The organism is Pseudomonas sp. 58 R 3 (assembly GCF_900006605.1).
In the GTDB taxonomy this organism is placed as follows: domain Bacteria; phylum Pseudomonadota; class Gammaproteobacteria; order Pseudomonadales; family Pseudomonadaceae; genus Aquipseudomonas; species Aquipseudomonas salomonii.
On sequence record NZ_CVTT01000032.1, the window covers coordinates 78,240 to 94,380 of the forward strand.

Genomic DNA, 16,141 nt, shown 5'->3' on the forward strand with positions numbered 1-16,141 from the left:
TCATTCTTATGCAGGCAACGTCAGTAGCCGCTGAGCCTTGAACTTCAATACCTCCAGGTTCAGTAACGGCACGTGGATTTCCTTGGCCTGTTCATCCCAGTGGCGCATGCGCAGGCTGACCTCACACAGCGGGTCTTGTTCAAAAGCCCGGGCCTCTTCGGCCGTCATCACGCCGCCCTGATAACCCAGGGTGCGTCGGCTGGCCTCGCTCAGGCGGGCGTAGTAGTCCGGCTGGCTGAAGGTCAGGTAGCGCTTGGCCTGCACGTGATACTCCACCAGCCTGGCCATGCGCTCGCTGAAACCTGCGCGGCGCAGATAATCCGCGCCGAGCCGCTCGTGGCTGACCACTCCATAACCGCCCATGTTCTCGCCGCCCTGCCCGCAGAGATGCCCGATGTCGTGGAAAAACGCTGCCAATACCACCTCATCGTCGAAGCCTTCGGCCATGGCCAACTGCGCGGCCTGGGACATGTGCTCGATCTGCGACACCGGCTCACCGATGTAATCGGCCGCGCCGTGCTGTTCGTACAAGCCGAAGACTTCGGCGATTACCTGGTCCGGGTTCATCATGCGCGCCCCCACAATGCTGTGATATTTCGCTCGGCCATCGCCGGCCCCACGCTCATGCCCACGCCGGAATGCATCAACGCCGCGCTCACGCCCGGCGCCGCACGCAGAAAGGAAAACGGTGCCGAGCCGCGTGAGCCATAAACACCCTGCCAGCGTTCCACCACCTGGATTTTGCAGCCCAGCGTCTGCTCCGCCAGCTCGATCAGCCAGTCATCAACTTGCTCGGCATTGAACGGCGATGCATCGCTGCCGTAGTCATGGGAGTCGCCGATGATCAACTCGCCATGGGGCGTCGGGCTGATCAGCAAGTGAATGCCGTGTTCTTGTAAATGCGGCGCTTCGCGCAGGATCTGTGCCTGCACTGGCGCGGCTTCCGGCAAGTCGGCAAACGCGCCGTAATGCACGCAACTAAGGCCCGTGAGCAATGCGTGTTGCAGGTTCAGGTTGACCGCCGGCCGGGCCCGCAGCATTTGCAGGCGGCAAATGCTCGGGTTGAGCTCGGCCATCGGTTCCGCCAGCAAAGTCTGGTAGTCATGGCCGGAGCACACGACCACCTGCTCGCCGCGAAAACTGCCTGCGGTGGTGTGCACTTGACCAGGCTCAACGTCACGCACCAGGGTGGAGAAGTAAAACCGCACGTTCAGTTCCTGGGCCAGGTAATTGATCAGCGCCGGGATCGCCTCGCGCGAATACAGTTGCTGATCATCCTTGCCATGCAGCGCCGCGCGGTGATGGCGGAACTGGCCGCCATACAGGTCTTTCATCGCCGCGCCTTGCAGCAGCTCGACGGTGTAGCCGTGCTCCTGCGCCCGGCCGCCGCAGAAGGCTTCCAGCAGATGCTCTTCGGCTTCGGTGCGGGCGAACAGGTAAGAGCCGTTGCGCTTGAGCTGGATACCGGCCACCTGTGCCCAGTGCGCCCAGATATCGCGGCTTTCCAGCGCCAGGTCGAGCATTTGGCCAGGGGGTTGGCCGGTGACCAGTGCCTGGCCGAAGTTGCGCACGGAGGCGCCCAGCGGTGTGGCGCTGCGTTCGAAGACCTTGACCTTGAGGCCGCGTTTGGCGGCGGCGTAGGCGTGGGACAGGCCGAGGATGCCGGCGCCGATGATCAGCAGATCGCTACTCATGTGTTCCTCTCGTTCCCACGCTCTGCGTGGGAATGCATCCAGTGACGCTTTGCGTCACGACTTCCAAGAGCGGACGCGGAGCGTCCAGGGCGGCATTCCCACGCGGAGCGTGGGAACGATCATCATCAGTTACTGCTTCTCGGACTTGCCGTCATAGCGCTTGCGCCATTCGGTCAGGATGCTGTCGCGGTTTTTCGAGGCCCAGGCGAAGTCGTTCTTGATCAGACGTTGTTCGTAGTCAGCCGGCAATTCGGTCTGCGGCTTGGCGATACCCGGCTGGGCGAGAACGGCGAAGTTGTCTTTGTACAGCTCCATCGCCGCGGGGCTGGCGGAGAAGTCGGCCAGTTTTTTCGCGGCGTCGGCGTGGCTGGTGCCCTTGATCACGGCAGTCGCTTCGATGTCCCAGCCCAAGCCTTCCTTGGGCAGGATGATGTCCAGCGGCGCGCCTTGGCGTTTAAGCTGCACGGCCGGGTATTCAAACGAAATACCAATCGGGAATTCCCCGGAAGCCGCCAGTTTGCAAGGCTTGGAGCCGGAGTGAACGTACTGGCCGATGTTCTGGTGCAGGTCGTCCATGTACTGCCAGCCCTGCTTCTCGCCGAAGGTCTGCAGCCAGGCGCTCACATCCAGGAAGCCGGTGCCGGACGACGCCGGGTTGGGCATCACGATCTTGCCCTTGTACTCAGGCTTGGTCAGGTCTTGCCAGCTCACTGGCTTGGTCAGGCCCTGTTTCTCGGCTTCGACGGTGTTGAAGCAGATGGTCGCAGCCCACACGTCCATGCCGACCCAGGCCGGTGGGTTGGCGGCGTCGCGGTAGTTTTTGCCGATCTTGTCCAGATCCTTGGGCGCGTAGCTATCCAGCATGCCTTGCTGGTCGAGGATCGCCAGGCTGGACGCCGCCAGCCCCCACACCACATCCGCCTGGGGCCGGGCTTTTTCGGCCAGCAGCTTGGCGGTGATGATGCCGGTGGAGTCACGCACCCACTTGATGTCGATATCCGGGTTGGCTTTTTCGAAGGCCTGCTTGTAGGTCTTCAACTGCTCGGCTTCGAGGGCCGTGTACACCGTCAACTCGGTTTTGGCGGCAAAGGCATTCAGGCTGAATGCGCTGAGCAGAGCAGCGGCCAGGGCCAAGGGCTTGAACATGGAGCACCTCCTTCAGGGATTTTTATTGGCCGGGCGCGGTTTGGCGCCAGGCTTGGGAGCGGCGCAAGGCGCCACGTGAAGCCCACGCCAGCAGCAGCGAGACGCCGGCCGACGTGAACAGGATCAGGGTCGACATGGCCGCAGCGCCGCCCACATTGCCGGCGTCGTCCATGTTCAACACGGCGACGGCGGCGAGGATGGTGTCGGGGCTGTAGAGGAAGATCGCGGCGGACACGGTGGTCATCGCCGACACAAACAGGTAGCGCACAATGTCCAGCAACGCGGGCAGGCAGATCGGCACGGTGACACGCAGATAGTGGCGGTACAGCGGCGCCTTGAGGGACAGCGCGGCGGCTTCGAACTCGGCATCCAACTGGCGCAGCGCCGTGGTTGCGGTCATTTGCGCGGTGGTCAGGTAGTGCGCAATGGTGCACACCACCAGCAAGGTCATGGTGCCGTAGAACACATGCAGCGGGTTGCCGTTGAGGTTGAAGAAGAACACGTAACCCAGGCCCAGCACCAAGCCCGGCACAGCCATCGGCACAAAGCTGAGCATACGCAGCGCCAGGTTCAGGCCTTTCTGGCCCTTGGTCTTTTCCATCAGGTAGGCGCCGGTGAAGATCAGCACACTGCCGATCAGCGCAGTGCACAGGGCCATGGTCAGGCTGTTGCGATAGGCCAGCCAGCCGCCGCCGGCCGTGTCTTCAAACTGGTAGTGATTGAGCGATAACGACAGGTTGTAGGGCCAGAACTTCACCAGCGAGGAGTACACCGCCATGCCGAACACCAGCAGCAACACGGCGCAAATCAACAGCACAATCGCCAGGTAGCAGCCATCCCTTAGGCGCGATGGCGCCGGCTGGAACACTTGGGCGCGGCCGCTCATGGCATCACCCTGACGGCGGCGCAGCCAGGCATCCACAGCAAAGCTGAACAGCGCCGGCAACAGCAACACCATGCCGATCAACGCGCCGCGACCGAACTGTTGCTGGCCGACCACCGCCTTGTAGGCTTCCAGCGCCAGCACCTGATAGTCGCCACCCACTACCACGGGCACGCCGAAGTCGGTGATGGTCAGCGTAAACACCAGGCAAAACGCCGCGAATACCGCCTGACGCGTGGCCGGCCAGGTAATGCTGCGAAACGCCCGGGCGGAGCTTGCGCCCATGCTGGAGGCGGCATCGAACAGGCGCGCATCCGCCAGGGACAGCGCCGACAGCAAAATCATCAAGGCGTGTGGGAAGGTGTAGATCACTTCACCCAGCACAATGCCCCAGAAGCCGTAGATATTGTCCGAAAGCAAACCACGCAACATGCCCTGGTTGCCGAACAGATAGACCAGCGCAATACCCGGCAACATCGACGGGGCCATCAATGGCAGCAGTGACAGGCCGCGCCAGATCGGCTTGCCGGGGATCAGCGTGCGTTGCAGCGCGTAGGCAAACAGGTAGGCCAGCGGTACGACGATGGCCGCCACGCTCAGGGACACTTTCAGGCTATTGCCCAACAACCAATGGAAGTTTTCACTGGTCACCAGTTCCCGTGCCGCGACCAGCCCGCCGCCCTGCCCGGCTTCGCTGCTGAAGCCGCGCCAGAAGATCGCCAGCAACGGCAACAACACCGCGATGCCCAACAGGAGTAACCAAAGCAGCTTGCCGCCGACCACAAAAATGCGGTCGCCAAGCTCAGCGCGGGAAACCTGACGAGCCACGTGGTCGGGTATCGGCAGACTCATATCGGCAGCCATCTCAGGCAAACACCTGCAGGCTGCGTGGCGGCAACGCCACCCAGATATCCTGGGCGCCCAGGCGCGGCATGGCTTCGGGGGCCAGTTCGGCCAACAGCGGGTGACCAGGCAATTGCTCCAGCTCAAAGCTCATGCGGCAGCGGTTGCCGAGAAAGGTGATCTCGCGGACCTTGGCCGGGAACAGGTTTTCTTCATGCACCAGCGGGTTGACGCTGATGGCTTCCGGGCGGCAGAACAAGCGGCCGGACCTGGCTTTGCTGGCGCTGTCATCCAGGCGCATGTGCAGGCCGCCGACCTGGGCATGGCTGTCACTGCTGCGACTGAACGGCAGCCAGTTGCCCTGGCCGACAAACTCCGCCACAAACGGCGTGGCCGGGCGGTCGTAGATTTCCTGGGGCGTGGCGTACTGCTCGACCTTGCCGTTGTTCATCACGGCGATGCGGTCGGCCATCAGCATGGCCTCGTCCTGGTTGTGGGTGACCATCAGCGTGGTGATGCCCAGGCGCCGTTGCAGTTGACGCAGCTCGGTGCACAGATGCTCACGCACACGGGCGTCGAGGGCCGACATGGGTTCGTCCAGCAGCAGCAATGACGGCGCAGGCGCCAGGGCACGGGCCAGGGCCACGCGCTGTTGCTGGCCGCCGGAGAGTTGGCCGGGGTACTTTTTTTCGCTGCCGACCAGGCCAACCAGTTCGAGCATCTGCCCGACGCGCTTGCGCACTTCGTCGCGACCACTGCCGGTGAGGCCGTAGCCGATGTTCGCTTCGACGGTCAGGTTGGGAAACAGCGCGTAGGACTGGAACAGAATGCCGTAGTCCCGCGCCTGCGGCGGCAGCAGGGAAACATCGCGATTGCCCAGGTAAAGCTCACCGCTGTCCTGGCGCTCCAGGCCGGCGATGCAGCGCAGCAAGGTGGTCTTGCCGCAGCCGGACGGGCCCAGCAGGCACACCAGCTCGCCGGCGGCGACTTCCAGGGAGACGTTGTCCAGCGCGGTGAAGGCGCCGAAGCGTTTCTGGATACCGCGCACCTTCATTGGCGCGCCGGGTTGGGTCAGGGCTGTGTTCATGCATGGCACCTCATCAAACTGATGAAGGCCATGCTAGGCGGGCAATGCGTCCCTCTTGTGGCAGAAAGGCAAAAGGCAGTGATAGTGGTATTGGTGGATTTGGGTGTAAGGCGATCGTTCCCACGCTCTGCGTGGGAATGCATCTTGTGACGCTCCGCGTCACCACACCCAAGAGCAGACGCGGAGCGTCCAGGGCGGCATTCCCACGCGGAGCGTGGGAACGATCAGAGTGGCGACATTTCCTGCGCCAACCCCAGAAACGCCGCCGGCAACCGTGCGCCTTTGCGCTCCTTGAGGCAGTACAAATACTCGGGAATCTGCGGTGCATTCTCGATGGTCAGCACCCGCAGTTGCGGGTCATGGGGCACTTCCTGGCGGGCAATGATGCTGATGCCGATATTGCGCAACACCGCCTCGCGAATCGACTCACGGCTGCCGATTTCCAGCAATGGTCCGTAACTCACGCCGGCGCTCTGCAACATCTCTTCAGTCAACCGCCGCGTGGTGGAGCCGGCTTCGCGCATCAGCAAGGTATGCCCGGCCAGCGCGCTCAGCGGCACATGTTCAAGCTTGGCCAGGGGATGATTGCGATGCACCGCCAGCACCAGCGGGTCGGTGCCCAGCACGCGGCGGATCAGGCGTGGGTCTTCGAGCAGTTGCGAGGAGGCCGCGACGTCGACGCGGTAATCGTCCAGTGCTTCGAGCACCTGTTGGGAATTGCCGATTTCCACCGAGACGTCCACATGGGGCAGGCGTTCGCGAAAGGCTTTGACCAGATCGAGGATGTAGTACGGCGCCGTGGCGGCAATCCTTAAGGCGCCCTGAACCTGGCCGGTATTGCGCAGGAAAAACTCGATATCGGCTTCCTGTTGCAACAGCGTCTTGACCATCGGCAGCAAGCGCGCGCCGTCGTCGCTGACGGTGAGGCGGCGCCCGCCGCGGTAGAACAGTTCAACGCCGTATTGGCTTTCCAGGTTGCGAATCTGGGTGGTGACGGTGGGCTGGCTCAAGCCGAGTTTTTTCGCCGCCTGGGTAATGCTGCCCAGGCGGGCGACCATAAAAAACGCCTTTAACTCAGCACTCAGCACACCGCCCTCTCATCGTCTATTTGCGCAACAGGCGCAGACCATTGAACACCACCAGCAGGCTTACGCCCATGTCCGCGAACACCGCCATCCACATGGTGGCCATGCCCAGGAAAGTCACTGCCAGGAAGATCGCCTTGATCACCAACGCCAGGGCGATGTTCTGCTTGAGGATACTCGACGTTTGCCGCGACAGACGAATGAATGCCGGAATCTTGCGCAGGTCATCGTCCATCAACGCCACGTCGGCGGTCTCGATCGCCGTATCGGTGCCCGCTGCGGCCATGGCGAAACCAATTTCGGCACGGGCCAGCGCCGGAGCATCGTTGATGCCGTCGCCGACCATGCCTACCCGGCGGCCTTGGCCGTAGAGGGTTTCGATCGCTTGCAGTTTGTCGGTGGGCAACAGGTCGCCCTGGGCCTGATCGATGCCAACCTGCGCCGCAATCGCCTGGGCGGTGTGGGTGTTGTCGCCGGTGAGCATCAGGGTCTTGATGCCCAGTTCATGCAGTTGCTGGATGGCTTCGCGGCTGCTGTCTTTTACCGTGTCAGCCACGGCGAACAACGCCAGCGGACCGGACTTGTCGAGCAGCAGCACCACGGACTTGCCTTGTTTTTCCAGGGCGAACAGCTTTTCTTCCAGCGCGGGCGAGCACAGGCCCAGGTCCTCCACCAGACGGTGGTTGCCCAGGTGGTAGGTTTCGCCGTTGATGTCGCCACGCACGCCACGACCTGGCAGCGCCTCGAAGTTATCCACAACGTGGCTTGGCAGGTTTTTATCCACAGCTGCCTTGGCGATGGCCAGCGACACCGGGTGGTCGGAGCGCCCGGCCAGGCTGGCCGCCAGGGCGGGCGCGCTGTCTTCAACGTTGGGGAACAGCGCCAGGTAATCGGTTTGCACCGGTTTGCCGTGGGTGATGGTGCCGGTCTTGTCGAGGGCCAGGTAGTCGAGTTTGTAACCGCCCTCCAGGTACACGCCGCCCTTGATCAGGATGCCTTTGCGCGCCGCAGCCGCCAGGCCGCTGACGATGGTCACCGGGGTGGAAATCACCAGGGCGCAGGGGCACGCGACCACCAGCAATACGAGGGCGCGGTAGATCCAGTCGAACCACACACCGGCCATGAACAGCGGCGGGATAATCGCCACGCCCAAGGCAAACAGGAAGACTGCCGGGGTGTAGACCTTCGAGAAGCTGTCGACAAAGCGCTGGGTCGGCGCCCGTGCGCCCTGGGCCTGCTCCACCGCGTGAATGATGCGCGCCAGGGTGGAATTGTTGGCCGCTGCGGTGACCCTGTACTCAAGGGAACCAGCCTGATTGATGGTGCCGGCGAAGACTTTATCGCCCACGGTCTTTTCAATCGGCAGGCTTTCACCGGTAATCGGCGCCTGATCGATGGAGGATTGGCCGGCGGTGACTTCACCGTCCAGGCCAATGCGCTCGCCGGGCTTTACCCGCACGATAGCGCCCAACTCAATGCTTTTTACTTCCTGTTCAAGCCACGAACCATCGGCCTGCTGCACCGTGGCCTGTTCCGGCGTCATTTGCATCAGGCCACTGATGGCATTACGTGCACGGTCCAGGGACTTGGCCTCGATCAGCTCGGCTACCGTGAACAGGAACATCACCATGGCCGCTTCCGGCCACTGGCCGATCAGGATCGCGCCCGTCACCGCGATGCTCATCAGCGCGTTGATGTTCAGGTTGAGGTTTTTCAGGGCGATCCAGCCCTTTTTATAGGTGGTGAGGCCGCCGCTGAGGATCGATACCAGTGCCACCAGGGCAATCACCCAGGTCGGCGCCACGCCGGTGAAATGCAGCACTTCGGCGCCCAGCGCACCTACGCCGGACACCGCCAACGGCCACCAATGCTTCTTGGCAGGCGGCGCGGCGGCAGGCGTGCCCTCTTCAATAGGGTCGGCCTGCATGCCGATGGATTTGATCGCCGCGATGATCGGCGCAGTGCTCGGCAGGTCGTGGGTGACGCCGAGGATGCGGTTGATCAGGTTGAATTCCAGCCGCTGCACACCGGCGAGCTTGCCCAGTTTGTTCTGGATCAGCGTCTGTTCGGTGGGGCAGTCCATGGCTTCGATGCGGAAAGTGCTCAGGCGCGAGCCGGCTGTCGGCGCTTCGCTCAGCGCGACCACAGCGGGCGCTGCCTTGCTGGAACAGCAGGAATCGACATGACTGCCATGCTCATGCTGTTTGACCGGGGTCAGCTTGGCGCCGTGGTCGTGGCTATGTTCGGGGCTATGTTCGGGGCTATGGTCATGATCATGGTCGTGGGGGTGATCATGTTTTTTCGGGGTGTGGATGGAATCGCTCATTCTGTCGCGTCCGTAAAGGTGCCTGTTGCCAAGTAAAGACCCTGTAGCCACTATAGGGTCAAGCACCCATTTGGAGATTGCTGCGATGAAGATCGGCGAATTGGCCAAACTGACCGATTGTCAGGTGGAAACCATCCGTTATTACGAGAAAGAAGGCCTGCTGCCGCCCCCGGCGCGCACCGATGCCAACTATCGCGTGTACACCCAGGCGCACACCGAGCGGCTGATCTTTATCCGCAACTGCCGCAGCCTGGACATGACGCTTGAAGAAATCCGCAGCCTGCTGGGGCTGCGCGACAGCCCTCAGGACCAGTGCGAGAGTGTGAATGCGTTGATCGACGAGCATATCCACCATGTAAAAGCGCGGATCGATGGGCTGTTGGCGTTGCAGGTGCAATTGCTCGACCTGCGCCAACGCTGCGGCGGCGGGCCGGATCTGGACCAGTGCGGGATTTTGCAGCGGCTGGAAGTCAGCGGCAGTGTGGCGGCCAGCGAGGCGGAGCCTTCACATGTGGGCAGAAGCCACGGGCATTAAGGTGCATACAGAACAACTGTGGGAGCTGGCTTGCCTGCGATAGCGGTGGATCAGAGGCATTTGTATCGCCTGACACTCCGCTATCGCAGGCAAGCCAGCTCCCACATTTTTAACCGAGACAGACTTTAGATGGCGACGTCAGCCTTGATGCTCGGATCGGCGTCGTAGCCCACAATCTCGAAGTCTTCGAACTTGTAGTCATAGATCGACGCAGGCTTACGCTTGATCACCAGTTCCGGCAGCTTCTTCGGCGTGCGCGCCAGCTGAGTACGGATCTGTTCCATATGGTTGCTATAGGCGTGGGTGTCGCCGGTGGTGACAATGATCTCGTGCGGGATCAGGTCGCATTGCTGGGCCAGCATATGGGTCAGCAACGCCAGGGCGGCGGTGTTGTACGGCAGGCCGAGGAATACATCGGAGCTGCGGATGTACAACTGCATCGACAGATGGCCGTCATGCACAAACGCCTGGTACAGCAGGTGGCACGGCGGCAGGGCCTGCTTGCCGTTGCGCGCGTTTTCCTGCGGGCTCTTGGTTTCGTCCGGCAGGTATTCGACGTTCCAGCCGTGGAACAGGATGCGACGGCTGTTGGGGTTGTTCTTCAACGTGTCGACCATGTAGTCGATCTGGTTGATGGTGCCGCCGTCCCTGGTGGGCCAGGCGGTCCACTGCTCGCCGTACACCGGGCCAAGGTCGCCGTCTTCGGTGGCCCATTCGTCCCAGATTTTCACGCCGTTTTCGTTCAGCCACTTGATGTTGGTATTGCCACTCAACATCCAGATCAATTCGTTGGCGATGCTTTTGAAATGAAGCTTCTTGGTGGTCAGCAGCGGGAAGCCGTCGGCCAAGTTATGCCGATACTGACGAGCAAACACGGCTTTGGTGCCGGTGCCGGTGCGATCGCCCTTGGTCAATCCATTGGTCACGACGTCGTTCAGTAGTTCGAGATATTGCTTCATGTTTTTACCCGTATCAAAGAAGCCGAGGCTCGCAAAAGCCTCGGCATTCGAATTTAAAGCGCGGCGTTCTTGATGCCTTGGGGGCGATTGTAAGCCCACCACAGCAGGCCCAGGCCGGCGATGATCATCGGCAGGCTGAGAATCTGACCCATGGTCACCCAGCCCCACGCCAGGTAGCCCAGCTGCGCATCCGGCACGCGGACGAACTCGACGATGAAGCGGAAGATCCCGTAGAACAACGCAAACATGCCGGAAACCGCCATGGTTGGGCGTGGCTTGCGCGAGAAGATATAAAGAATCAGGAACAGCGCCACACCTTCCAGGGCGAACTGGTAGAGCTGCGACGGATGGCGCGGCAGTTGTGCCGGGTCGCTGAAGGGTGGAAACACCATGGCCCATGGCACGTCGGTCGGCTTGCCCCACAACTCGGCGTTGATGAAGTTACCGATACGCCCGGCACCCAGGCCGATCGGCACGAACGGTGCGACGAAGTCCATCAACTGGAAGAACGACTTGCCGTTGCGGCGGCCGAACCACCACGCGGCGATCATCACGCCGACAAAGCCGCCATGGAACGCCATGCCGCCCTTCCACACCTCGAAAATCAGTGTCGGGTTGGCGATATAGGCCGGAAGATCGTAGAACAGCACATACCCGAGGCGTCCGCCGACGATGACGCCCATCGACATCCAGAACACCATGTCGGAGAGCTTCTCCTTGGTCCAGGTCGGGTCAAACCGGTTCAGGCGCCGGGAAGCCAGCAGCCAGGCACCGCCGATGCCGATCAGGTACATCAACCCGTACCAATGGATTTGCAGCGGACCGATGGCCACGGCCACCGGGTTGATCTGCGGGTAAGGCAGCATTGCGACTCCTCGTTAAATCATTAGTCATGGCGCACCGGACCATGCCGGTGTGGGATTAAGCCTGCGTTACAGCCGCAATTTCAAATTAAGCCGACGTTTCAAAATTAAAAAGTCAACACGCGCCCAATAGCCCGGCATGTTAACGGATGGAAGGCGCTCGGCCCAACTTCGATACGATGGATAGCCATCCGTTGTATGGGTAGAGTGAGCAAAACACAAAGGGAACGCCTATGTGCCTGATTGTTTTCGCCTGGCGGCCGGGCCACGCCCAGCCGCTGATCGTCGCGGCCAACCGTGATGAATTCTATGCCCGCCCCAGCCTGCCGCTGGCTCAGTGGCCGGATGCGCCGCACGTCTACGCCGGTCGCGACCAGGAAGCCGGGGGCACCTGGCTTGGCGTAAACGCCGACGGGCGCTTTGCCGCGCTGACCAATATTCGTGACCCGCACCAACCGCCTGCCCGCAAATCCCGCGGGGAGTTGGTGGCGCGCTTTCTCAGTGGATCGCTGCCAATTGACGACTATCTGGCCGATGTTAACGGCCGTTCGATCGAATATTCCGGCTTTAACCTGCTGGTAGGCACACGGGATGAGCTGTGGCATTACAACGCCAACGAGACCAGGGCTACGCGGTTGGAGGCTGGGGTTTATGGGCTGTCGAATGCCGGGCTGAATACGCCCTGGCCCAAATTGCTCAAGGCCAGGGCGGCGTTGAGTGACTTGTTGGAGAACCCACAGCCGCAGGCCTTGCTGGAAATCTTGAGCGACCCGCAGACTGCGCCGTTTGCCGACTTGCCGGATACCGGCGTGGGGTTGGCGACCGAGAGCCTGCTCTCCAGCGTGTTTATCGCCAGCCCCAGTTATGGGACGCGGGCGAGTACGGCGCTGATTGTGAATGCCGATGGGACGCGGCAGATGGTGGAGCGTAGTTTTGGGCCACTGGGTGGGCGGCTGGGTGAGGTCGAACTGAACATTTGATGGCGCTTATTGATCGTTCCCACGCTCTGCGTGGGAATGCCGCCCTGGACGCTCTGCGTCCGCTCTTGAGGGCGTGACGCGGAGCGTCACTGGATGCATTCCCACGCAGAGCGTGGGAACGATCAGTTAGAGGGTTTTCGCCGAAGCCGGGTTGATCATCCGCGTCAGCCCCAGGTTCTTCAGCGCCAGTTGCAGCGAGCTGTGGATAACCTGCGGGTTGTCGATGGTCATCAACTCCGCCAGCAAGTCCTTGGCCATGCTCAGTTCCACCTGGCGCAGCATCCACTTCACCTTCGGCAAGTTGGTGGCGTTCATCGACAAGCTGTCAAAGCCCATTGCCATCAACAGCACCGCCGCCGCCGGGTCACCGGCCATTTCGCCGCAGATGCTCACCGGCTTGCCTTCGGCATGGGCGTCGCGCACCACATGCTGCAAGGCTTGCAGCACGGCGGGGTGCAGGTAATCGTAGAGATCAGCCACACGTGGGTTGTTGCGGTCCACGGCCAGCAGGTACTGGGTCAAGTCATTGGAGCCGACCGACAGGAAGTCCACCTGCCGCGCCAGTTCTTTGGCCTGGTACACCGCCGCCGGGATTTCGATCATCACGCCAATCGGTGGCATCGGCACGTCGGCGCCTTCGTCGCGCACTTCGCCCCAGGCGCGGTGGATAAGATGCAGCGCTTCTTCCAGCTCGTGCGTGCCGGAGATCATCGGCAGCAGGATGCGCAGGTTGTTCAGGCCTTCGCTGGCCTTGAGCATGGCGCGGGTCTGGACGAGGAAAATTTCAGGATGGTCGAGGGTTACACGAATACCGCGCCAGCCAAGGAAGGGGTTGTCTTCCTTGATCGGGAAATACGACAGTGACTTGTCGCCGCCGATGTCCAGGCTGCGCATCGTCACCGGCAACGGGTGGAAGGCGGACAATTGCTCGCGATAAATCGCCAGCTGCTCCTTCTCGCTCGGGAACCGTTGGTTGATCATGAACGGCACTTCGGTGCGGTACAGGCCCACGCCTTCAGCGCCGCGCTGTTGCGCACGGGCCACATCGGCCAGCAAGCCGGTGTTGACCAGCAGCGGCACACGGTGGCCATCGAGGGTGACGCACGGCAGCTCGCGCAGCGAGTCGAGGCCCAGCGCCAGTTGTTTCTCTTCTTCCACCACCTCGGCGTATTGCTTGCGCAGCAGCTCGCTGGGGTTGGTAAAGACTTCGCCACGATGGCCGTCGACGATCATGTCGATGCCGTCGACCTTGGAATACGGCAGGTCCACCAGGCCCATCACCGTCGGAATACCCATGGCTCGAGCCAGGATCGCGACGTGGGAGTTACCCGAACCCAGTACCGACACCAAACCCACCAGTTTGCCTTCGGGCACTTCGCCGAGCATGGTGGCAGTCAGTTCTTCACTGATCAGGATGGTGTTGTCCGGGTAGACCAGGTTGGTGGTGCGGTCTTCCTGCAGGTAGGCCAGCAGGCGGCGGCCGAGGTCGCGCACATCCGAGGCGCGCTCACGCAGGTAGGCGTCGTCCATCAGTTCGAAACGGTTGACGTGATCGGTGACCACCTGGCGCAGCGCGCCCTGGGCCCACTGGCCGGTCTTGATCACGGTTTTGACTTCGTTACCCAGGGACGCGTCGTCGAGCATCATCTGGTACACGTCGAACAGCGCGCGCTCTTCGGGGCGCAGTTGCGTGGCCAGCTTGGTCGACAGGTTGCGCATGTCGGCGCGCACGCCTTCCAGGGCGGTCTTGAACAGTTTGATTTCAGCGTCGATGTCATCGACGGTCTTGTCCGGCACCACATCGAGGTCGGCCGGTGGCAGCATGACCACGGCCGTACCGACCGCAGCGCCCGGCGAACCTGGCACGCCGACGAACTTGGCTTCCTGGATGCCCTTGCCCTGACGGCCCAGGCCACGGATCGAACCCGTCGCTTCGGCGTGGGCAATAACCCCGGCAAGCTGCGCGCTCATGGTCACGAGGAAGGCTTCTTCACCTTCGTCGAACTGGCGACGCTCTTTTTGCTGGATGACCAACACGCCAACAACGCGGCGGTGGTGAATAATCGGCGCGCCGAGGAACGAGGCGTAGCGCTCTTCGCCGGTTTCGGCAAAGTAGCGATAACGCGGGTGATCGGCCGCGTTTTCAAGGTTCAGGGGTTCTTCACGCGTCCCCACCAGGCCCACCAGACCTTCATTGGGCGCCATGCTGACCTTGCCGATGGAGCGCTTGTTCAAGCCCTCGGTGGCCATCAGCACAAAACGGTTGGTATCTGGGTCCAGCAGGTAAACCGAGCAGACCTGGCTGCCCATGGCTTCCTTGACGCGCAACACAATAATCCCCAACGCCGCCTTGAGATCCTTGGCGGAGTTAACTTCCTGGACGATCTTGCGCAGCGTATTGAGCATGGCTCGGGGTCGAACTCCGTCGTCAGTCGCGCGCTAAAAGGCGCGGGGCAAGCTCTTTGAGAGCGCGACGATAAACCTCGCGCTTGAATGTCACCACCTGGCCCAACGGGTACCAATAGCTGACCCAGCGCCAGCCATCGAACTCCGGTTTACCGGTCAAATCCATCCGCACCCGCTGCTCGTTGGAGATCAGGCGCAAAAGAAACCATTTCTGCTTCTGGCCGATGCACAGCGGTTGGCTGTGGGTACGCACCAGGCGTTGCGGCAAACGATAGCGCAACCAGCCACGGGTACAGGCCAGAATTTGCACATCTTCGCGCTCAAGGCCGACTTCTTCATTCAACTCACGGTACAAGGCGTCTTCAGGGGTTTCGTCGGGGTTGATTCCACCTTGAGGAAACTGCCAGGCATCTTGGTTGATTCGGCGAGCCCATAGCACCTGTCCGGCATCATTCGTAAGAATAATCCCGACATTAGGACGGAAACCATCGGGGTCGATCACGGCAACAACCTCGCAAACGCATGTCGCCGCATTGTTCCACAAAGGTTGTTCCAGCGGCAACGAGGCTTCTTACCTTATGTGCACTCTTGTGAAAAGACCGTATTCTGGACGCCTTTTTACAGACTTTTCAGCGAGTAACTGCAATGCGCCTGGCTTTATTCGACTTGGACAACACGCTTCTCGGCGGTGACAGCGATCACGCGTGGGGCGATTACCTCTGTGAGCGTGGGATTCTTGACCCGGTGGCCTACAAAGCCCGCAACGACGAGTTCTACCAGGATTACCTGGCCGGCAAACTCGACAACGCCGCCTACCTGAACTTCAGCCTGGAAATACTCGGCCGCACCGAGATGGCCCAACTGGACGAATGGCACCGCGACTTCATGCGCGACTGCATCACCCCACTGATGCTGCCGCTCGCCGTGGAACTGCTGGCCAAACACCGCGCCGCCGGCGACAAGCTGGTGATCATCACCGCCACCAACCGCTTCGTGACCGCGCCAATTGCCGAGTTGCTGGGGGTTGAAACCCTGATCGCCACCGAGTGCGAGATGGAAAACGGCCGGTATACCGGGCGCAGCACTGATATCCCGTGCTTTCGCGAAGGCAAAGTGACGCGCTTGAACCGCTGGCTGGAAGAAACCGGGTACAGCCTGGAAGACAGCTACTTCTATAGCGATTCGATGAATGACTTGCCGTTGCTGGAGCAGGTGACGCATGCGGTGGCGGTGGACCCGGACCCGAATTTGCGTGCCGAAGCCGTGAAGCGTGGCTGGCCGGTGATTACCCTGCGCGGCTGATAAAGCCTTCGCAGGCAAGCCAGCTCCCACAT

The 16,141-nt window shown here is 61.6% G+C and carries 14 protein-coding genes; 3 read left to right on the forward strand and 11 right to left on the reverse strand.

Features of this window, described 5'->3' with window-relative positions:
• Positions 1 to 6 precede the first annotated feature (6 nt).
• From BFP92_RS04910 to BFP92_RS04940, 7 genes are all read right to left on the reverse strand, one after another.
• Positions 7 to 567 (reverse strand): phosphonate degradation HD-domain oxygenase, encoded by a 561-nt coding sequence (locus BFP92_RS04910; protein ID WP_065912289.1) that lies wholly within the window; start codon positions 565 to 567, stop codon positions 7 to 9.
• Entirely contained in the window at positions 567 to 1,694 is a 1,128-nt protein-coding gene (locus BFP92_RS04915; protein ID WP_065912255.1) for a TIGR03364 family FAD-dependent oxidoreductase, read from the reverse strand. The genes BFP92_RS04910 and BFP92_RS04915 overlap by 1 nt, the downstream gene beginning before the upstream one ends.
• Before the next feature lie 129 nt (positions 1,695 to 1,823).
• Complete coding sequence (locus BFP92_RS04920) at positions 1,824 to 2,840, reverse strand: putative 2-aminoethylphosphonate ABC transporter substrate-binding protein (RefSeq protein ID WP_065912256.1); 1,017 nt, start codon at positions 2,838 to 2,840, stop codon at positions 1,824 to 1,826.
• Between the two features lie 22 nt (positions 2,841 to 2,862).
• Positions 2,863 to 4,587, reverse strand: a complete 1,725-nt coding sequence (locus BFP92_RS04925) for a putative 2-aminoethylphosphonate ABC transporter permease subunit (protein WP_065912257.1) — start codon at positions 4,585 to 4,587, stop codon at positions 2,863 to 2,865.
• Between the two features lies 1 nt (position 4,588).
• Complete coding sequence (locus tag BFP92_RS04930) at positions 4,589 to 5,653, reverse strand: putative 2-aminoethylphosphonate ABC transporter ATP-binding protein (protein WP_058422030.1); 1,065 nt, start codon at positions 5,651 to 5,653, stop codon at positions 4,589 to 4,591.
• A 224-nt stretch (positions 5,654 to 5,877) separates the two neighbouring features.
• Entirely contained in the window at positions 5,878 to 6,741 is an 864-nt protein-coding gene (locus BFP92_RS04935; protein WP_065912258.1) for a LysR family transcriptional regulator, read from the reverse strand.
• Between the two features lie 16 nt (positions 6,742 to 6,757).
• Positions 6,758 to 9,064: a heavy metal translocating P-type ATPase gene (locus BFP92_RS04940; RefSeq protein WP_065912263.1), complete on the reverse strand. Its 2,307-nt coding sequence runs from the start codon at positions 9,062 to 9,064 to the stop codon at positions 6,758 to 6,760.
• Between the two features lie 85 nt (positions 9,065 to 9,149).
• On the opposite strand from BFP92_RS04940, the gene cadR reads away from it, so the two are divergent.
• Positions 9,150 to 9,599, forward strand: a complete 450-nt coding sequence (gene cadR / locus BFP92_RS04945) for a Cd(II)/Pb(II)-responsive transcriptional regulator (RefSeq protein WP_053258516.1) — start codon at positions 9,150 to 9,152, stop codon at positions 9,597 to 9,599.
• Positions 9,600 to 9,724: 125 nt separating this feature from the next.
• On the opposite strand, the gene BFP92_RS04950 is transcribed toward cadR, so the two are convergent.
• Positions 9,725 to 10,558: a thymidylate synthase gene (locus BFP92_RS04950; RefSeq protein ID WP_065912266.1), complete on the reverse strand. Its 834-nt coding sequence runs from the start codon at positions 10,556 to 10,558 to the stop codon at positions 9,725 to 9,727.
• A 53-nt stretch (positions 10,559 to 10,611) separates the two neighbouring features.
• Complete coding sequence (gene lgt / locus BFP92_RS04955) at positions 10,612 to 11,424, reverse strand: prolipoprotein diacylglyceryl transferase (RefSeq protein ID WP_065912267.1); 813 nt, start codon at positions 11,422 to 11,424, stop codon at positions 10,612 to 10,614.
• Positions 11,425 to 11,654: 230 nt separating this feature from the next.
• Here lgt and BFP92_RS04960 point away from each other — a divergent pair, with 230 nt between their 5' ends.
• Positions 11,655 to 12,401, forward strand: coding sequence for an NRDE family protein (locus BFP92_RS04960; RefSeq protein ID WP_065912268.1), 747 nt, complete (start codon positions 11,655 to 11,657; stop codon positions 12,399 to 12,401).
• A gap of 126 nt (positions 12,402 to 12,527) precedes the next feature.
• Here BFP92_RS04960 and ptsP read toward each other — a convergent pair whose 3' ends face one another.
• Positions 12,528 to 14,807, reverse strand: a complete 2,280-nt coding sequence (ptsP, locus tag BFP92_RS04965; RefSeq protein ID WP_065912269.1) for a phosphoenolpyruvate--protein phosphotransferase — start codon at positions 14,805 to 14,807, stop codon at positions 12,528 to 12,530.
• Positions 14,808 to 14,829: 22 nt separating this feature from the next.
• On the reverse strand, positions 14,830 to 15,309 hold the full coding sequence (locus BFP92_RS04970) for an RNA pyrophosphohydrolase (RefSeq protein WP_003176750.1): 480 nt from the start codon (positions 15,307 to 15,309) through the stop codon (positions 14,830 to 14,832).
• A gap of 143 nt (positions 15,310 to 15,452) precedes the next feature.
• Here BFP92_RS04970 and BFP92_RS04975 point away from each other — a divergent pair, with 143 nt between their 5' ends.
• Positions 15,453 to 16,109, forward strand: coding sequence for a histidinol-phosphatase (locus tag BFP92_RS04975; RefSeq protein WP_065912270.1), 657 nt, complete (start codon positions 15,453 to 15,455; stop codon positions 16,107 to 16,109).
• Positions 16,110 to 16,141 lie beyond the last annotated feature (32 nt).